Raw genomic sequence first — 16,873 nt, 5'->3', positions numbered from 1 at the left:
CTGTGGTGGTTTGCCCGCATGCAGGTGTGCTGCGGAGTGCCCACTGTAGGATCCGTCACGGCGAACAATTCACGCCGGAAGTGAATCCATCGTTAACCTCAGTTCAACAATCGAAGGCACGACCTCCATGGCCGCTCCGGTCCAGCCCGCCGACCTCGGCTTCTTCTCCACGCTCGCGGCCTGCGGCAGCCTGAGCGCCGGCGCGCGCGAGCTCGGCATCAGCACGCCGGCGGTAAGCAAGCGGCTCGCGCAGATGGAATCGCGCCTGGGCGTCACGCTGGTGAACCGCACCACGCGGCGCATGAGCCTCACGCCCGAGGGCGAGCTCTACGTGGCGCACGCGCGCCGCATCCTCGGAGAGATCGACGACATGGCGCAGCTGCTGGGCGGCGCGAAGGGCGAGCCCCAGGGACTGCTGCGCGTGAACGCCACGCTGGGCTTCGGGCGCAGCCACGTGGCGCCGCTGATCTCGAAGTTTGCGAAGAAGCATCCGCAGGTCGAAGTGCAACTGCAGCTCTCGGTCAACCCGCCACCATTGACCGACGACGCCTTCGACGTCTGCATCCGCTTCGGCGCGCCGCCCGAGGCCCGCGTGATCGCCCGGCGCATCGCGTCGAACCGACGGCTCTTGTGCGCCTCGCCGGCCTACATCGCGCGCGCCGGGCTGCCCAAGGTGCCCAACGACCTCACGCGGCACCGCTGCATCGGCATCCGCCAGGGCGATGAGGCCTATGGCATCTGGCGGCTGAGCAGCGGGCGAGGCACCGCGCAGCGCACCGAGGCGGTGAAGACGCGCGGGATGCTCAGCACCAATGACGGCGAGATCGCGGTCAACTGGGCGCTCGACGGCCACGGCATCCTGATGCGCGCCGAGTGGGACATCGCGCGCTATCTGCGCAGCGGCCGGCTGGTGCAGGTGCTCGCCAGCTACCGCACGCCCGATGCCGACATCTACGCGGTGTATCCGCAGCGCCACCAGCTGTCGGCGCGCGTGCGAACTTTCGTCGACTTCATGGCCGCCGCGCTGGGCAAAGACGACATGCCGCCCAGGGCTTGAGCCCCGATCCGACAGGCGCGAGCCTGTGTTTCTGCTACGGTGTTCCGAACCCGTCGACACCCGTGGAAGACACTTGGAGAAAGGCCTGCCCATGCCCTCGCGCAACCCGCAGATCCTGCCGCCCGCCTTCGTGCCGCCGTACCTGCTGAGCAGGCTTGCGGAGCACGCCAGCCCGCCGCTGAGCGAATGCGCCGCCAACACGCTGACCATCGACCGCGAGCACCGCGCGCTGCGCGGCTTCGTGCCGCCGGCGGTGATCTCCAAGGTCACGGGCACGCCCGTGCGCCCCGCGCGGCCCGGCTCGCCCGAGCGCGCCATCCACGACGCGGGCCACAAGACAGATTTGCCCGGCAGGCTGGTGCGCACCGAGGGCAAGCCCGCCACCGGCGACATCGCGGCCGACGAGGCCTACGAGCACCTGGGCGCCACATGGCGCCTGTATCACGACGTCTACGGGCGCGATTCCATCGACGGCGCGGGCATGCCGCTGACCGGCAGCGTGCACTACGGCAGGAACTACGACAACGCCTTCTGGAACGGCGCGCAGATGGTGTTCGGCGACGGCGATGGCGAGGTGATGAACCGCTTCACCATCGCGGTGGACATCATCGGCCACGAGCTCACGCACGGCGTGATCGACCACGAGGCCGCGCTCATCTACCAGGGGCAGCCCGGCGCGCTCAACGAATCGATCTGCGACGTGTTCGGCGTGCTCGTGAAGCAGCACACGCTGAAGCAGACCGCGCAGCAGGCCGACTGGCTCATCGGCGCCGGCCTGTTCATGCCGGGCGTGAAGGCGAAGGCCCTGCGCTCGATGGCCGAGCCCGGCACCGCCTACGACGACCCGGTGATCGGCAAGGACCCGCAGCCCGCGCACATGAAGGACTTCGTCTCCACCACGCAGGACAACGGCGGCGTGCACATCAACTCGGGCATTCCGAACCGCGCCTTCCACCTGGCTGCCGTTGCCGTGGAAGGACCGGCGTGGGAAGGCGCGGGCCGCGTCTGGTACGAGACCCTGCGCGACAAGCGACTGCGCGCGGATGCCGACTTCGCGGCCTTCGCCACGCTCAGCATCGAGATCGCGTCGAAGCGCTTCGGCTCGGGCAGCGCGGTGCACAAGGCCGTGGCCGACGCATGGCTGGCCACCGGAGTGACCGAGCCATGATCCGCCTGCCGCCGCTCGATGAAGCGACCGTCGTGCGCGTGACGCGCGAGGGCGGGCTGGCCTACCTGCCGGGCCTGTCGCGGCCGCGCAGCTTCCAGCTCGGCGACTGCAACGACGAACTGCGCCGCCAGATCGGCGACGCGCTGCAAAGCGCCGTGCCCCATGCCGGCCAGCCCGGCGCAACGGTGAGCGGCGGCGACCAGCGCTTCTATCGCGTCGAGGTGCTGGTGCAAGGCACCGAGGAAGTCTCCGTGAGCTTCGAAGTGCCGGAAGCCGAGGCACCCGAAGCGCTGGTGCACCTTTGGAAGGACGCTGGCCCTCCTTAGTTGCCCATGGCCACGGAGGCGATCAGCCACACATTGGCGCAGCCGATCACGCCGAAGAGCAGCCAGGCCAGCGACTTCACGACCGCGCCGTTGGCGAAGCTCCCCATCAGAGCGCGGCTGCTCGTGAAGCGGATCAGCGGCCACATCGCGAAAGGCAGCTGGAAGCTCAGCACCACCTGGCTGAGCACCAGCATCTTGCCCACGCCGCCGTCGCCGAACCACCAGACGCCCAGCCATGCCGGGCCCAGCGCCAGCGCGCGCGTGATGAGGCGGCGCTGCCAGCAGGGGATCTTCAGGTCGAGGAAGCCTTCCATGATGATCTGGCCCGCGATGGTGCCCGTGAAGGTCGAGCTCTGTCCCGAGGCCAGCAGCGCGATGCCGAACAGCGTGGCCGCGACGGCGCTGCCGACGATGGGCTCCAGCAGCCGGTAGGCATCGTCGATCTCCGTCACCTCGCGGTGGCCGGTGGCGTGGAAGGCGCTGGCCGCCAGCACCATGATCGCCGCGTTGACCAGCAGCGCGAGCGACAGCGACACCACCGCGTCGAGCGTGCAGAAGCGCACCGCCTCGCGCCGCGCGGGCTCGGTGTCGGCGATCAGGCGCGTCTGCACGATGGACGAATGCAGGTACAGGTTGTGCGGCATCACCGTCGCGCCGACGATGCCGATGGCCAGGTACAGCGCGCCCGGCTGGTGCAGCCGCTCCAGGCTGGGCCCGAAGCCCATCGCCACGCCGAACCAGTTGGGCGGCGACATCGCCAGCTCGACGACGAAGCAGGCCGCGATGGTGCCCACCAGCCCCAGCACGATGGCCTCCACGCGCCTGAAGCCCGCGCCCTGCAGGCCCAGCACCAGCAGCGTGTCGAAGGCCGTGATGCCGATGCCCACCGGAATCGACACGCCGAACAGCAGGTGCAAAGCGAGCGCGCTGCCCAGCACTTCGGCGAGGTCGCAGGCCACGATGGCCAGCTCGGCGCCCAGCCACAGGAAGCGGTTGACGCGCGGCGAGTAGTGCTCGCGGCAGGCGCGCGCCAGGTCCTTGCGCGCGACGATGCCCAGCCGCACGCACAGCGTCTGCAGCAGCATCGCCGAGAGGCTCGCCAGCAGCACCACGAACAGCAGCCCGTAGCCGAAGCGCGAGCCGGCCTCGATGTCGGTCGCCCAGTTGCCCGGGTCCATGTAGCCGACCGACACCAGCAGGCCCGGGCCCGCGTAGCGCATCAGCTTCTTGAAAAAGGGCAGCTCCTGCGGGACGGCCACGCTGCCCTTGACTTCGGAAGGGCAGAAAGGCGCCGTGGCCGTGCGGGGCAGGGGAAAGAACATGCGGGCGATGATAGGGACAAGGCCGGCGTTGTCGCGGACCTGACCTGCATGCCCGCGCCAAATCTCTTAGATTCGACCGTCGCACCCGATTCACCAACCACACTCAACCGGAGACTCTTTCAATGATCCACGTCGTCGCCGTCATCACCGCCAAGCCGGGCCAGCGCGCCAAGCTGCTCGAAGCCTTCGCAGAGAACCGTGCGGCCGTGCTGGCCGAAGCAGGCTGCATCGAGTACGGCGCCACGGTCGATGCGCAGGGCATCCCGGCGTCGAAGGCCAGCTTCGGCCCCGACACCTTCGTCGTGATCGAGAAGTGGGAAACGCTGGCGCACCTGCAGGCGCACGCGGTCGCGCCGCACATGAAGGCCCACAGCGAGAAGACCAAGGAGCTCACCGCGGGCAAGCTGATCCACGTGCTCGAGCCGGTCTGAGCGGTCTGACGTTCGCCTTCGTCCCTCTTCGTCCCTCTTGGCACCTTCCGGTTTCGCGGCATCACGCATTCGCACGCCGCGCGATGCGTGCTACCGTCGCGCCGGGAGCACGCGCCACCGATGCACCATGCATGCATCGCGGGCCTCGTGAAGATGCAGAGAGGGGACCGAAGGGATGGCGATCTTTAGTTCGCAGCAGGGCTGGCGTTTGCGCAGCCTGTTCTTGCCCGGCGCGCTGGCAGCCGCCGTCCTGGCCACCGGCTGCGCGCCATTGCTCGCACCGCCCTACGCGGCCGACTACGAGACTCTCGACAAGCTGGAGGCCACGCGCCCCGGCCCGGTGGCCCTCGCGAAGGCGCAACCCACCGGTGCCGAGGACAAGGTCAACACCGTGCGCCTGCGCAGCGCCCGACTGCTGTCGCCCAGCGGCAGCTTCGCGCAGTACCTGCAGGACGCGATGATGCGCGACCTCGGCGAGATCTCCGTCTACGACCCGAAGGCGCCCACGCGCATCGCGGCGCGCGTGCTGGTCAACGAGATCGACCTCGGCGTGATCAACGGTACCGGCCGCATGGACGTGGAGATCACCGTCACGCGCGACGCCACGCAGCGCCTGCGCAAGACCTACCGCGCCGAGACCGCTTTCGATTCGAGCTACGCGAGCATCGTCGCCGTGCCTGCCGGGCAGGCCGCGTACCCGCGCCTCGTGCGTGCGCTGCTGCGGCAGGTGTACGCCGACCCGCAGTTCGTGGCCGCCATCGGCCGTTGATCCCCGGAGATCAGGAGGCGCTTCGATGCAGTTCTTTTCTTTCCCGCTGACCATGGCACTGTCGGCACTGCTGCTGCTCGCCGGCTGCGTGCACCCGATCACCATGATCACCGAGACCGCCCCGGCGCGTTCGCAAGCGAACCTCGTTGCGAAGAAGGTCGCCTACGTGATGACCGACGCGGACCGCGACCTCGAAGTGGTCACCCCCGGCGGCAGCGGCGACCGCGTGAGCTACTACCCGTACCGCGACCTCGAGAAGTCGATCCGCGACGCGCTGCGTGCCGTGTACCGCGACGTGGTCGTGCTGCGCACCGCCGGCGACGCGAAGGCCAACGAGGCGGCGGGCGTATCGCTGGTGTTCTCGCCGCGCATCAAGACCGATTCGAGCTCGTCGTCGTGGATCAGCTGGCCGCCGACCTCCTTCACGGCCGAGGTCTCGTGCGTGGTGACCGATGCCAATGGTGCCGAAGTCGCGCGCGTGCGTGCCGTGGGTAACGGCACGGCCGAGTTCGGGGAGTTCAAGGGCGACTTCGGGCTGGCAGCGAGAAGGGCCGCGACGCGGCTGACTTCGCAGCTGAGCAGCGAGGTTCGCAGGAACGAGAGGCTGCGATAGCAGCGAGCAAAAGCCCAATGAAAAAACGCGCCCGAGGGCGCGTTTTTCGTTGAAGCGTCGAAGAAGCCTTGCTGCTTACTTCGAGACGACCTTCACCATCTCCAGGCACTTGTTCGAGTAGCCCCATTCGTTGTCGTACCAGCTCACGAGCTTCACGAAGGTGCCGTCGAGCGCGATGCCGGCTTCGGCGTCGAAGATCGAGGTGCGCGGGTCGCCGCGGAAGTCGGTGGCCACCACCTTGTCTTCGGTGTAGCCCAGCACGCCCTTGAGCGCGCCTTCGCTCTGTGCCTTCATCTCGGCGCAGATTTCCTTGTACGTGGCTTCCTTCACCAGTTCGACCGTCAGGTCGACCACCGACACGTCGGAGGTCGGCACGCGGAAGCTCATGCCGGTGAGCTTCTTGTTGAGCTCGGGGATCACCACGCCCACGGCCTTGGCCGCGCCCGTCGACGACGGGATGATGTTTTCCAGGATGCCGCGGCCGCCGCGCCAGTCCTTGTTGCTCGGGCCGTCCACGGTCTTCTGCGTGGCGGTGGCGGCGTGCACGGTGGTCATCAGGCCGCGCTTGATGCCCCACTTGTCGTTCAGCACCTTGGCCAGCGGAGCCAGGCAGTTGGTGGTGCAGCTGGCGTTGCTGATGATGGCTTCGCCGGCGTACTTCTTGTCGTTCACGCCGTAGACGAACATGGGGGTGTCGTCCTTCGACGGTGCCGACAGGATCACCTTCTTCGCGCCCGCGTCGATGTGCTTCTGGGCGGTTTCCTTCGTCAGGAAAAGGCCGGTCGACTCCAGCACGATGTCGGCGCCGACTTCGTTCCACTTCAGTTGCGCGGGGTCGCGCTCCTGCGTGAGGCGGATCTTCTTGCCGTTCACGATCAGCGTGTTGCCTTCAACCGTCACTTCGCCCTTGAAGCGGCCGTGCACCGAGTCGTACTGGAGCATGTAGGCCAGGTAGTCGGGCTCGAGCAGGTCGTTGATGGCAACGATTTCGATGTCGTTCTTGAAGTTCTGCACGGCTGCGCGCAGCACGTTGCGACCGATGCGGCCGAAGCCGTTGATACCGAGTTTGATAGCCATCTGACTTGCTCCTAAGGTTGAAAAACTGTTGTCTGTCGTGATCCGGCGAAGAAAGGCTCAGTCGCGCAGCGCCGCTTCCACAGTGGCGGCCACGTTCTCCGCCGTGAATCCGAAGTGCTTGAACAGCACCGGCGCGGGCGCCGATTCGCCGTACGTGTCGATGCCGACGACGGCGGCGCAGCCGTACTTCCACCAGCCGCCGGTGCAGCCCATTTCCACGGCGATGCGCGGCAGCTTCTTCGGCAGCACGGCCTTCTTGTAGGCGAGGTCCTGGCGGTCGAAGGTGGTGGTCGAGGGCATCGACACCACGCGCACGGCGATCTTCTTCTCGGCCAGCAGCTTCTGGGCGGCCAGCGCGAGCTGCACTTCGGAGCCGGTGGCGATGATGACGGCCGCCGTCTTCTTGTTCTTGAGGCCGACGTTCTCGGGCTCGGAGAGCACGTAGGCGCCGCGGCTGATGTCGCCGAGCTCGCTCTTCGGAGCGTAGGCGATGTTCTGGCGGCTCAAGAGCAGCGCGGTCGGGCGCGACTGGTTCTGCAGCGCCACGGCCCAGGCCACGGCCGTTTCGGCCGTGTCGCCCGGACGCCAGACGTCGAGGTTCGGGATCAGGCGCAGCGAGGCGGCGTGCTCGATCGACTGGTGCGTCGGGCCGTCTTCGCCGAGGCCGATGGAGTCGTGCGTGAACACGTGGACCACGCGGCGCTTCATCAGCGCGGCCATGCGGATGGCGTTGCGGCTGTAATCGCTGAAGGTGAGGAAGGTGCCGCCGTAGGGGATGTAGCCGCCATGCAGCGCCACGCCGTTCATGATGGCGGCCATGCCGAACTCGCGCACGCCGTAGTTGATGTGGCGGCCGATGGTGCCGTGCGGCGCTTCGGCCGGGGCTTCGGGCTTGGCTTCGTCTTCAGCGCCCTGCTTGGCAGGGACGGCCGGCACGTTCATGACCACGGCGCCGGTCTTCGCGTCGAAGCGCAGGGCGGCAGTGCTCTTGGTGTTGGTGAGATTCGAGCCGGTCAGGTCGGCGCTGCCGCCGAGCAGCTCGGGCAGCGCGGCGGTGAAGGATTCCAGCGCGAGCTGGCTGGCCTTGCGGCTGGCGACGGTCTCGGCCTTGGTGTGGGCGGCGACCACGGTGTCGAACGCAACCTGGTGGAAGTCCTTGGGCAGCTCGCCCTTCATGCGGCGGGTGAACTCGGCGGCCAGCTCCGGATAGGCGGCGGCGTAGGCGGCGAACCTGTCGTTCCACTCGGCTTCGGTCTTGGCGCCGGCTTCCTTGTGGTCCCAGTCGGCATACACCTCGGCGGGGATTTCGAATGCGGGGTAGGGCCAGCCGATGGCTTCGCGGGTGAGCACGATTTCTTCCGCGCCCAGCGCCTCGCCGTGCGCCTTGGCGGTGCCGGCGCGGTTCGGGCTGCCCTTGCCGATGACGGTCTTGCAGACGATCAGCGTGGGCTTGGTCTCTTCCTTCTTGGCCTTGGCGATGGCCTTGGACACCGCCTCGGCGTCGTTGCCGTCGATCGGGCCGATGACGTTCCAGCCGTAGGCCTTGAAGCGCTCTTCGGTGTTGTCGATGAACCAGGGCTTGACCTGGCCGTCGATGCTGATGCCGTTGTCGTCGTACAGCGCGATCAGCTTGTTCAGGTGCCAGGCGCCGGCCAGCGCGCAGGCTTCATGGCTGATGCCTTCCATCATGCAGCCGTCGCCCAGGAAGGCGTAGGTGTGATGGTCGACCACGGCGTGGTCCTTTCGGTTGAACTCGGCGGCCAGCAGCTTCTCGGCCAGCGCGAAGCCCACGGCGTTGGTAATCCCCTGGCCCAGCGGGCCGGTGGTGGTCTCGACGCCCGGGGTCACGTCCACTTCGGGGTGGCCGGCGGTCTTGCTGTGCAGCTGGCGGAAGTTCTTGAGCTCGCCGATCGGCAGGTCGTAGCCGGTCAGGTGCAGCACCGAGTAAAGCAGCATCGAGGCGTGGCCGTTCGAGAGCACGAAGCGGTCGCGGTCGAACCAGTGCGGGTTGGCAGGGTTGTAGCGCAGGTGATCGCCCCAGAGTGCGACGGCCATGTCGGCCATGCCCATCGGTGCGCCCGGATGTCCGGAATTTGCTTGTTGGACGGCATCCATGGCCAGAGCGCGGATTGCGTTGGCCATCAGGGCGTGGTTTGCCATGTGCGGTGGGCTTTCGGAGGGAAAAGGAGGGTTGGGGTGGGGAGAACCCGCGATTTTACCGGGCGAGCCCCGGACGCTCCCGATACGGCCCGAACACCCTTCCGATGTTCCTGTGCGCTGGCCCGCCAGACGGACTGCTAGAGTTGCCACCCATGCACGGCCTGCACCTCACCGCCGACCTCCACGACTGCCAATGCGGCCTCCAATGGCTCACCGACCGCGACGCGCTGGGGGCCGTCTGCCTCAAGGCGGTGGCGGCCGCCGGGCTGCAGGCGGTGGGCAAGCTGATCCATGGTTTTCCGGCCACGCCGCAGGGCCCGGGCGGGGTCACGGCCACGGTGCTGCTGGCCGAATCGCATCTTTGCATCCACACCTGGCCCGAGCAGCGCGGCGTGACGCTGGACGTGTACGTCTGCAACTTCAGCGGCGACCACTCGGCCAAGGCGCACGCGCTGATGGAGTGCCTGGTGTCGGTGTTCCAGCCGCGGCACAGCGAGCGCAACGAGCTTCAGCGCGGGCGGATCGCGGCGTGAACGGCAACAGCAGCGCAGTACGGGCCATGATCCTGGCCGCCGGGCGCGGCGAACGCATGCGGCCATTGACCGATTCCTGCCCCAAGCCCCTGCTGGAGGTGCGCGGCAAGCCCCTGATGCAATGGCCGATGGAGGCGCTGGCCACCGGAGGCTTCACCGAACTGGTCGTCAACACCGACTGGCTGGGTGCACAGATTTCCGGACGCTTCGGCGCGAATCCCAAGCTGGACGGGCCTGTCGCGCTATCGATTTCATACTCCGACGAGGGCCGTGACTTCGGCGGCGCGCTGGAGACGGCCGGCGGCATCGTGCGCGCACTGCCCCTGCTGGGCGACGTGTTCTGGGTCGCCGCCGGCGACGTGTTCGCGCCCGGCTTCACCTTCACGCAGGCCTGCGTCGACCGCTTCATGGCCAGCGGCAGGCTCGCGCATCTCTGGCTGGTGCCGAACCCCGCGCACAACGCGAAGGGCGATTTCGGCCTCTCGGCGGACGGCCTCGCGCTGAACGCGGCGGCCGAGAAGTACACCTTCTCGACCATCGGCCTGTACCGCGCCGCGCTCTTCGCGCCGCCCTACTGCGACATCCCGAGCGGCAACCCGGCCGGCCGCAAGGCCCCATTGGCGCCGATCCTGCGCGCCGCGATGGACAATGAACTCGTGAGCGCAGAGCTCTACACCGGCCCCTGGGCCGATGTGGGAACCCCCGAACGGCTCGCCCAACTGAACACGCCAACAAGATGACCGCAGCAGACATCGCCACCACGATCTACGCCGAGCGCCGCGCGCGCCTCGCCTCGCAACTGGGCAAGGACGGCATCGCCATCATCCCGACCGCACCCGAGCGGCCGCGCAACCGCGACACCGACTTCCTCTACCGCCACGACAGCTACTTCTATTACCTGACCGGCTTCACCGAGCCCAATGCCTGGCTGGTGCTGGCGGGCGACGGCCGCGCCACGCTCTTCTGCGCGCCCAAGGACATCGAGCGCGAGATCTGGGACGGCTACCGCCTGGGCCCCGACGCGGCGCCCGCGGCGCTCGGCGTCGACGAGGCGTTCCCCGTCACCGAACTCGACGCGAAGCTGCCCAAGCTGCTGGAGAACCGCGCCACAGTGTGGTTTCCCTTCGCCATCCACAAGGGCCTGGAAAGCCGCGTCGACGGCTGGCTGCAGTCAGTGCGCGCACGCGTGCGCTACGGCGCGCTGTGCCCCGACGAGCAGCGCGACCTGTGCGGCCCGCTCGACGAGATGCGGCTGGTCAAGGACGCGCACGAGCAGGACATCATGCGCCGCGCAGCGCAGATCAGCGCCCGCGCGCACGTGCGCGCGATGCAGCTGTCGGCCCGCATGCTGCGCGAGGGCAAGGACGCGCGCGAGTACCACCTCGACGCCGAGCTGCTGCACGAATTCCGCCTCGGCGGCTCGCAGTACCCCGCCTACTACTCCATCGTCGCGGCCGGCGCCAACGCCTGCGTGCTGCACTACCGCGCCGACGCCGCACCCGTGCGCAAGGGCGAGCTGGTGCTGATCGACGCGGGCTGCGAGCTCGACGGCTACGCCAGCGACATCACCCGCACCTTCCCGGCCGACGGCAAGTTCAGCGGCCCGCAGCGCGCGCTGTACGACCTCGTGCTCGCCAGCCAGGACGCGGCGGCAGCGGCCACCAAGGCCGGCAACCGCTTCAACGACCCGCATGACGCCGCGGTGCGGGTGCTGGCGCAGGGCATGCTCGACTTCGGCCTGCTCGACGCCAACAAGGTCGGCAGCGTCGACGACGTCATCGATACGCGCGCCTACTTCCAGTTCTACATGCACCGTACCGGCCACTGGCTCGGCATGGACGTGCACGACTGCGGCAGCTACGTCGAGCCCACCCAGGTGGGCGAGGTGAGCGAGCGCAAGGACCCGCTGTCGAACGAAGTCATCAAGAACCGCCCCAGCCGCATCCTGCACCCCGGCATGGTGCTGACGCTGGAGCCCGGCATCTACGTGCGCCCCGCCGACGGCGTGCCCGAGCAGTTCCACAACATCGGCATCCGCATCGAGGACGACGCGATCGTCACCGCCACCGGCTGCGAGCTCATTTCGCGCGGCGTGCCGGTGAAGGCGGACGAGATCGAGGCGCTGATGCGGGCCTGACGGCCCGGCCGCCGTCCATGAACGTCCAGCCGCTGCCCGCCCGCTACGCCATCGAGACGACGCCCGGCGGCGGGCTTCGGGCCGTGGTGCCCGCGCGCAAGCACTGGCTGTTCCTGATCTTCATGGGCCTGTGGCTGGCCGGCTGGTGCTTCGGCGAGTTCACGGCAGCGAACCAGCTACTGCACCCGAGCCGCCGCGACAACGACCGGTGGTTCCTCATGCTCTGGTTCGCGGGCTGGACCGTGGGTGGTGCGTGGGCGTTCCTTTGCCTGCTGTGGCAGTTGTTCGGCCGCGAACTGATTTCGGTCGAAGAGGGGTCGCTGGTTCATCGCGTGGAAATCTGGGGCCTGGGGCGCACGCGCGCCTATGCAGGCCACGCCATTGCACGCCTGCGGGTCGTCGAGTTCTCGTTCGATGTCTTCCGCAATCAACGCACCGTGATGCCGCCGCTCTTCGGCGCGGGAGTGGGCCCGATCGCGTTCGACTACGGGCAGCGCACCTTCAGGATCGCGCCTTCGCTCGACGAGGCCGAGGCGCACTCACTGGTCACTATCCTGGGCGAGCGGCTGCCCCGCGCTGCGCGCGAGCTGTAGCGGGCCGGCACTGCACGCTGCCATCGTCACGGCGTGACCGACGACGGCGACAGCAGACTCATCAGCAGGCTGCACAGCGCGACAGCCGTGGCCGCGAATGCGATCCAGTGAAAGCGGCGCGGCGCATAGCTGAGCAGCCCCACCGTGGACAACGCCGCAGCCGTGAGCGCGCCCAGCCAGAGCACCCAGCCGGCGGCACTGCCCGCCGCGCGCAGGCTGGCGCCCAGCGACAGGCACAACAGCACCGCACCGCCGAGCTGCAGCCAACGCCGCCAAGGGCCGGGCGTGCTGCCACGGCCGTAGACATCCTCGCTGTGGCGGTCCATCGCGAGGCTCAGCGCGCAGAAACCCGCGAGCGATGCGGCGAACACGAGGGAGAGCAGGGACGAATCCATCGACGTCACGAGCCCTGGCCCGACGGGGCGAGCGTCGACGACGGCTGTTGAGGCGAGCTCGGCGGCTTCTTCTCTGCCTGCGGCTTGGCAGCCATCGACTTGCGCCGCTTGCGCTCGACGATCCACACCGCGCCCGCGAGCCCGAGGCCCAGCGCGATCACGACCAGATCGAAGCCTGCCACCACGCTTGGTCCGGCGCGCAGGCTGACGGTCAACGGCGCCGGGCCGGTTAACGCATTGAGCACGGGCAACAGCACGAACAACAGCGCACCGGCCGCAAGCTGCGCCTGCCACATGCGCAGCGTAGGCCGCAGCAGGCCGAGCACCGCGGCCGCCCCCCAGACGATGAAGAACCAGCGGATTTCCGCCTCGCCGCGCTCGGCCATGCCCACCGGCAGCAGGCGGTTGGCCCAGAAGAAGGAAGCCATCGCGAGGGGCAGGCCGGCGATGGCGCCGAGGTTCAGCCCGTCGACGAGCCGCAGGCCGAAGCCGATGCGTCCGCCTTGCTTGAGCGTCTTCGCGAACTTCTGGCGCTCCTTCACGGCCCACAGCAGGAGCCCCGTCGCCACCATCAGGCAGCCCGCGAGCCCCGAAAGGAAGAAAAGCGCGCGCAGCAACGGATCGCCGAAGCGCGCGATGTGCAGGCCATAGAGCACGCCGCGCGTCTCCGCCGCGGGCTTGGGCACGTCGCCGTAGGCGCCGATCAGCGCGCCGGTGGTGCCGTTGAAAAGCATCGACGGCTTGTCGTACGAGAGCTGCGGCCCTTCGGCGCGGGTGAGCGCGACGACCGCGTTGGCGTCGTTGGGCTGGTGCACGGTGACGCGGCCCACGGCGGCGCCGTTCCAGTGCGCGGAGGCCCGCGCCATCATCGGCGCGATGGGCGCCAGCGGCACCCTGTTGCCCGAGGCCTTGACCTGGTCGCGGCCGCCGCCGGGGAACACCTCGGAGAAGAAGGCCTGCTCGCCGCCGCGATCCTTGTAGGCCACCTGCGGGCTCCAGGGCATGTACATGAACATCAGCGTGACGAGGCCCGTGTACGTGATCATCAGGTGATAGGGCAGGGCGAGCACCGCCGTCACGTTGTGCGCGTCGAGCCACGAGCGCTGGCCTTTTTTTGGCCGGAAGGTGAAGAAGTCCTTGAAGATGCGCTTGTGCGTGACGATGCCGCTGAAGATCGCCACCAGCATGAACATCGCGCAGAAGCCGACGATCCAGCGCGCCCACAGCGCGGGCATGTAGTGCAGGTCGAAGTGCAGGCGATAGAAGAACTCGCCGCCGCGCGTGACACGCGGCGCGGAGAGGGCCTCGCCGGTGGCGGGGTCGAGCGAGGCGCGGTCGAAGCGGCGGCGAGGCTTGTCGCCTGAAGCAGCGGAAGTGGTGGTGGCGCCGGGCGTCGCGAGATACAGCACGTCGGTCGACGGCTGGCGCTCGGTCGGCAGGTTGATGAACCAGCGCGGGCTGCCCGCGCCGTGCTGCTGCAGGTAGGCCACCGCGCCTTCGGCCGCCTGTACCGGCGGAACTTCCGTGCGTGCGGCTGCCGCGTGCAGTTCGGGCTTCATCCAGAAGGTGATCTCGTCCTTGAAGTAGGAAGCCGTCCCGGCCGCGAACACCATGAACAGCACCCAGCCGACCAGCAGGCCTGACCAGGTGTGAAGCCAAGCCATCGACTGGCGGAAGCCTTCCTTCATGCGGCCGCTCCTGTCGTACGCATGAGCAGCAGAAGGAGCGCCCCCAGCACCACCGCAACGACGGCAAGCCCGAACCAAGCGCGCAATGCGGTGCGCGCAGCGAAGACCCACATCACCGCGAGCGCGAAGATGGCGAAGGACGCGAGCAGGCCGGTCATCGTGGCCTCGCTGCGGGCCATGCCGAAGATGGCGGGCAGGCACAGCGCGAGCACGACGGATGACAGCGCCGCGACGCCGTAGCCGCCGGCGATGGCAGCCACGGCGCGCGAAGCCACGCCCAGGCGATGACGAACGCCGGCAGTCACGACGCGCGCCGGACGGCGTGCGAGGTCGTTCGGAGGTTCATGGAGGAAGGGAAGAGAAATCCGTGAAGATGAGAATAATACTCATCTTCATGATGTCCGCGACTTGATGGCGGATATCTGGCCGGGTCTTCTCGCCCCTCCCTCGCTCCGTCTTCCAGCTAGGGCGCAGGCCCCGCCGGACGCCAGCGCCCGTCGTTGGCAAGCCACTTGTACAGCCGCGATCCGATCTGGACGATGTCGCCATTGGCGACGTTCGCAGGAAAGAGCTGGTCGTAAGCTCGCAGGCGATAGCCGAGGAAGTCCGCCGCCGCCTCGACGTAGCCCTCCGAAGACACCACGCCCACGCCAACGCCGAGCAGCGGTGCGGACTGAGGCATCAGGCCTGAGACGTTGGACACAATCGATGCGGGAGCCGCGAGCGCGGCGCCCTGCATCATCGCCCCAACGGCGCTGCGCACGGCCGCCAGACCGCCTGCGGCGTAGGCGTCCAGCTCCAACACACCCGAGGACGAAGCGCGGCTCGCACCGGCTCCCGTCAGGTTGGCGTCCCCGGCCAGATAGCCCGCGACCTCATAGACGAGCGCACCCGAGAACGGCTTGGCGCCGAAGGTCGAGGCCCCGAAGGTCAATGCGCCGTACATCGGGCTACTCCGCTGGCGACCCGGCCGTCGGCAACGTCGAGCCGGACTCCTGCACGGGCGCAGGCTGGAACGCAATGAAATCGCACACAGGCAGCATCGGCAGCAGCTCATCGATGGTCGGTTCCTCGATCTGGCCGGCCGCTACCTTGTCCTGTAGTGAATAGCAGAAGTCCCACACGTGCGAACGCCATGCACGAAATGCTCGGCCCTGCACCTGAAAGCGCGGTACAGCGGGCTCCTCGGCATAGGTCACAGCGGTGCTGATGTCGGCATAGCCATATGAGGCCGCCGTCAAATCGAGATACTTCTGCACTCCTTCGCGCAATGCAACTGCTCGCTCCTGAAGCGTCAACACCCGGGGTTCGAGCTCGACCGCAGCGGGCGCTTCGTCAGGCGGCTGCGGAACTGATGGCTCCACGGGAGACCGCGGCACCGGGATGTCTTCCTCGATCCACAGGCCGTTGGCTGCGGCGAAGTAGCGCTTTCCTTCGACTGCAGGCGGTGGTTCCGCCTCAAGGCAATTGCCCGGAACAAGCCAGACCTCGCCTTCGTCAGCAGGTGACAAATCGCTTTCGTCGAGTTCGACGGGGCCGATGTAGACGCGATCCGGCCCGAATGAATAGACGGTTTTGGTCTTCATGGTCAGTACTTGATGCATGCAAGGTAGGCGCAGTTACGCGGGCGGGCTTCGCCCCCGCCGCTGCTGTTCAGCGTGATGCCGGTAGCAACGCTCTTGATGGTGATGCCAGTCGCGGCGGCATGAATGCCGATGCCTGTGCCAGACAGTCCTATCCCCACGTTATGGCCGTGGTTGCCCGATCCTTCCGTGCCCGAGCCTTCGTAGCTATCCGTGATATTGCCCAAGCTGCCGGCAATACCCATGCCCAACCCGGACAGATGAGCACGGGAATAAGCATGAGCATGCCAGCCCTGTTGGTCCGTCCAGGCACCGTGTACGTGCCCTGCGTCAGCCACACCATGCGCATGACCAGGATCGGTGATTGCGTGAGCATGACCCGAGTCTGTGATGGCATGGGCATGCGCCAGATTTGCGCTGTCCTGATAGGAGCCCAGCGTTCGATCAGGATCGAATCCCCGCCCATCATCCAGCCCCCGATCGAACACGCCACGCCCATCGGGCAGGTTGAATGTCGTCGAGCCATCGCCCGCCCCATAGGTCGTCCCGATCTTCGCGAAGAGCCGGGCATAGGTCGTACGCGACACCGCCGCGCCGTTGCGCTTCAGGTAACCCGCAGGAGGCGTCGACTGAGCGAAGTAGCAGACCATGCCCGTCTGGTCGAGGCCCAGCGCCTCTTGCCAGTCGGCTTTCAGCTGCTCGGTGGAAGCCGAGAGGATGGTCAGCCCGATCTGCTTCGGCCCCTCCGGAAAGTCGACCTTCGCGCCGTCGTTGCTCGATGCGATGACCAGGGTGCGCGCGAGTGCGCCGCCGGCCATCGTGGCCCGGCCCAGTTCGAACAGGCCGGTTGGGCGGCCGACGGAGTCGACCGCGTTGATCATGTAGTGGCAGGTGTCTCCCTCTGCCATGCCAGCTGCGGAGAACGGTCGATATGCATCGACGGCGCCCTGCAGCGCGAAGGAACCCAGCCCCACGGTGGTGCTGGCCTCCAGAATGCGGTCTGCTGTCTTGTGTGCCATCG

General features: G+C 67.9%; 19 protein-coding genes. 10 read left to right on the top strand and 9 right to left on the bottom strand.

Translation table 11 applies throughout. The annotated features are described in order from the left end of the window. The first annotated feature begins 127 nt into the window (after positions 1-127). The 3 genes from AC1VNX_RS01570 (at position 128) to AC1VNX_RS01560 (ending at position 2,551) form a co-directional block, all read left to right on the top strand. Positions 128-1,057, top strand: coding sequence for a LysR family transcriptional regulator (locus AC1VNX_RS01570; protein WP_483155172.1), 930 nt, complete (start codon positions 128-130; stop codon positions 1,055-1,057). Positions 1,058-1,148: 91 nt separating this feature from the next. After that, on the top strand, positions 1,149-2,225 hold the full coding sequence (locus tag AC1VNX_RS01565; protein WP_483155171.1) for a M4 family metallopeptidase: 1,077 nt from the start codon (positions 1,149-1,151) through the stop codon (positions 2,223-2,225). After that, entirely contained in the window at positions 2,222-2,551 is a 330-nt protein-coding gene (locus AC1VNX_RS01560; RefSeq protein WP_483155170.1) for a protealysin inhibitor emfourin, read from the top strand. Before AC1VNX_RS01565 ends, AC1VNX_RS01560 begins: the two co-directional genes overlap by 4 nt. Here AC1VNX_RS01560 and AC1VNX_RS01555 read toward each other — a convergent pair. Beyond that, the gene (locus AC1VNX_RS01555) at positions 2,548-3,873 is read right to left on the bottom strand and encodes an Nramp family divalent metal transporter (RefSeq protein WP_483155169.1); all 1,326 of its coding nucleotides are present in this window, start codon (positions 3,871-3,873) and stop codon (positions 2,548-2,550) included. The two genes, AC1VNX_RS01560 and AC1VNX_RS01555, sit on opposite strands and share 4 nt — an antisense overlap. A 122-nt stretch (positions 3,874-3,995) precedes the next feature. Here AC1VNX_RS01555 and AC1VNX_RS01550 point away from each other — a divergent pair, with 122 nt between their 5' ends. The 3 genes from AC1VNX_RS01550 to AC1VNX_RS01540 all read left to right on the top strand — a co-directional run bounded on the left by AC1VNX_RS01550 (position 3,996) and on the right by AC1VNX_RS01540 (position 5,686). Beyond that, complete coding sequence (locus AC1VNX_RS01550; RefSeq protein ID WP_295984766.1) at positions 3,996-4,304, top strand: putative quinol monooxygenase; 309 nt, start codon at positions 3,996-3,998, stop codon at positions 4,302-4,304. 175 nt (positions 4,305-4,479) lie between these two features. Further along, positions 4,480-5,073 (top strand): hypothetical protein, encoded by a 594-nt coding sequence (locus AC1VNX_RS01545; protein WP_483155168.1) that lies wholly within the window; start codon positions 4,480-4,482, stop codon positions 5,071-5,073. Positions 5,074-5,098: 25 nt separating this feature from the next. After that, positions 5,099-5,686: a hypothetical protein gene (locus AC1VNX_RS01540; RefSeq protein ID WP_483155167.1), complete on the top strand. Its 588-nt coding sequence runs from the start codon at positions 5,099-5,101 to the stop codon at positions 5,684-5,686. A gap of 75 nt (positions 5,687-5,761) precedes the next feature. Here AC1VNX_RS01540 and gap read toward each other — a convergent pair whose 3' ends face one another. Both gap and AC1VNX_RS01530 read right to left on the bottom strand, forming a co-directional pair. After that, positions 5,762-6,763, bottom strand: coding sequence for a type I glyceraldehyde-3-phosphate dehydrogenase (gene gap / locus AC1VNX_RS01535; protein ID WP_176665341.1), 1,002 nt, complete (start codon positions 6,761-6,763; stop codon positions 5,762-5,764). Positions 6,764-6,820: 57 nt separating this feature from the next. Continuing rightward, positions 6,821-8,923: a transketolase family protein gene (locus AC1VNX_RS01530; protein WP_483155166.1), complete on the bottom strand. Its 2,103-nt coding sequence runs from the start codon at positions 8,921-8,923 to the stop codon at positions 6,821-6,823. Positions 8,924-9,075: 152 nt separating this feature from the next. Here AC1VNX_RS01530 and speD point away from each other — a divergent pair, with 152 nt between their 5' ends. The 4 genes from speD to AC1VNX_RS01510 are packed head-to-tail and all read left to right on the top strand — an operon-like array spanning position 9,076 to position 12,186. Beyond that, a complete protein-coding gene (gene speD / locus AC1VNX_RS01525) occupies positions 9,076-9,456 on the top strand; it encodes an adenosylmethionine decarboxylase (RefSeq protein WP_301504876.1) in 381 nt (126 codons plus the stop codon). A gap of 26 nt (positions 9,457-9,482) precedes the next feature. Beyond that, positions 9,483-10,196 (top strand): nucleotidyltransferase family protein, encoded by a 714-nt coding sequence (locus tag AC1VNX_RS01520; protein WP_483161855.1) that lies wholly within the window; start codon positions 9,483-9,485, stop codon positions 10,194-10,196. Continuing rightward, on the top strand, positions 10,193-11,593 hold the full coding sequence (locus AC1VNX_RS01515; RefSeq protein WP_483155165.1) for an aminopeptidase P N-terminal domain-containing protein: 1,401 nt from the start codon (positions 10,193-10,195) through the stop codon (positions 11,591-11,593). The genes AC1VNX_RS01520 and AC1VNX_RS01515 overlap by 4 nt, the downstream gene beginning before the upstream one ends. A gap of 17 nt (positions 11,594-11,610) precedes the next feature. Continuing rightward, entirely contained in the window at positions 11,611-12,186 is a 576-nt protein-coding gene (locus tag AC1VNX_RS01510; RefSeq protein ID WP_483155164.1) for a hypothetical protein, read from the top strand. A 26-nt stretch (positions 12,187-12,212) separates the two neighbouring features. Here AC1VNX_RS01510 and AC1VNX_RS01505 read toward each other — a convergent pair whose 3' ends face one another. The 6 genes from AC1VNX_RS01505 to AC1VNX_RS01480 all read right to left on the bottom strand — a co-directional run bounded on the left by AC1VNX_RS01505 (position 12,213) and on the right by AC1VNX_RS01480 (position 16,871). Further along, positions 12,213-12,581: a DUF3325 domain-containing protein gene (locus AC1VNX_RS01505; RefSeq protein ID WP_483155163.1), complete on the bottom strand. Its 369-nt coding sequence runs from the start codon at positions 12,579-12,581 to the stop codon at positions 12,213-12,215. A 5-nt stretch (positions 12,582-12,586) separates the two neighbouring features. After that, the gene (locus AC1VNX_RS01500) at positions 12,587-14,269 is read right to left on the bottom strand and encodes a PepSY-associated TM helix domain-containing protein (protein WP_483155162.1); all 1,683 of its coding nucleotides are present in this window, start codon (positions 14,267-14,269) and stop codon (positions 12,587-12,589) included. Next, positions 14,266-14,574 carry a DUF3649 domain-containing protein gene (locus tag AC1VNX_RS01495; protein ID WP_483155161.1) on the bottom strand — a complete coding sequence of 103 codons (309 nt, stop codon included), beginning with the start codon at positions 14,572-14,574 and terminating at the stop codon, positions 14,266-14,268. Before AC1VNX_RS01495 ends, AC1VNX_RS01500 begins: the two co-directional genes overlap by 4 nt. Before the next feature lie 158 nt (positions 14,575-14,732). Next, the gene (locus tag AC1VNX_RS01490) at positions 14,733-15,215 is read right to left on the bottom strand and encodes a hypothetical protein (protein WP_483155160.1); all 483 of its coding nucleotides are present in this window, start codon (positions 15,213-15,215) and stop codon (positions 14,733-14,735) included. A gap of 4 nt (positions 15,216-15,219) precedes the next feature. Beyond that, complete coding sequence (locus tag AC1VNX_RS01485; protein ID WP_483155159.1) at positions 15,220-15,855, bottom strand: hypothetical protein; 636 nt, start codon at positions 15,853-15,855, stop codon at positions 15,220-15,222. A gap of 2 nt (positions 15,856-15,857) precedes the next feature. After that, positions 15,858-16,871, bottom strand: a complete 1,014-nt coding sequence (locus AC1VNX_RS01480; RefSeq protein ID WP_483155158.1) for a phage tail protein — start codon at positions 16,869-16,871, stop codon at positions 15,858-15,860. Positions 16,872-16,873: the final 2 nt, after the last annotated feature.

Source organism: Variovorax sp. TLI9-5A (genome assembly GCF_056867935.1).
This window is presented reverse-complemented; position numbering and strand designations above follow the sequence as displayed.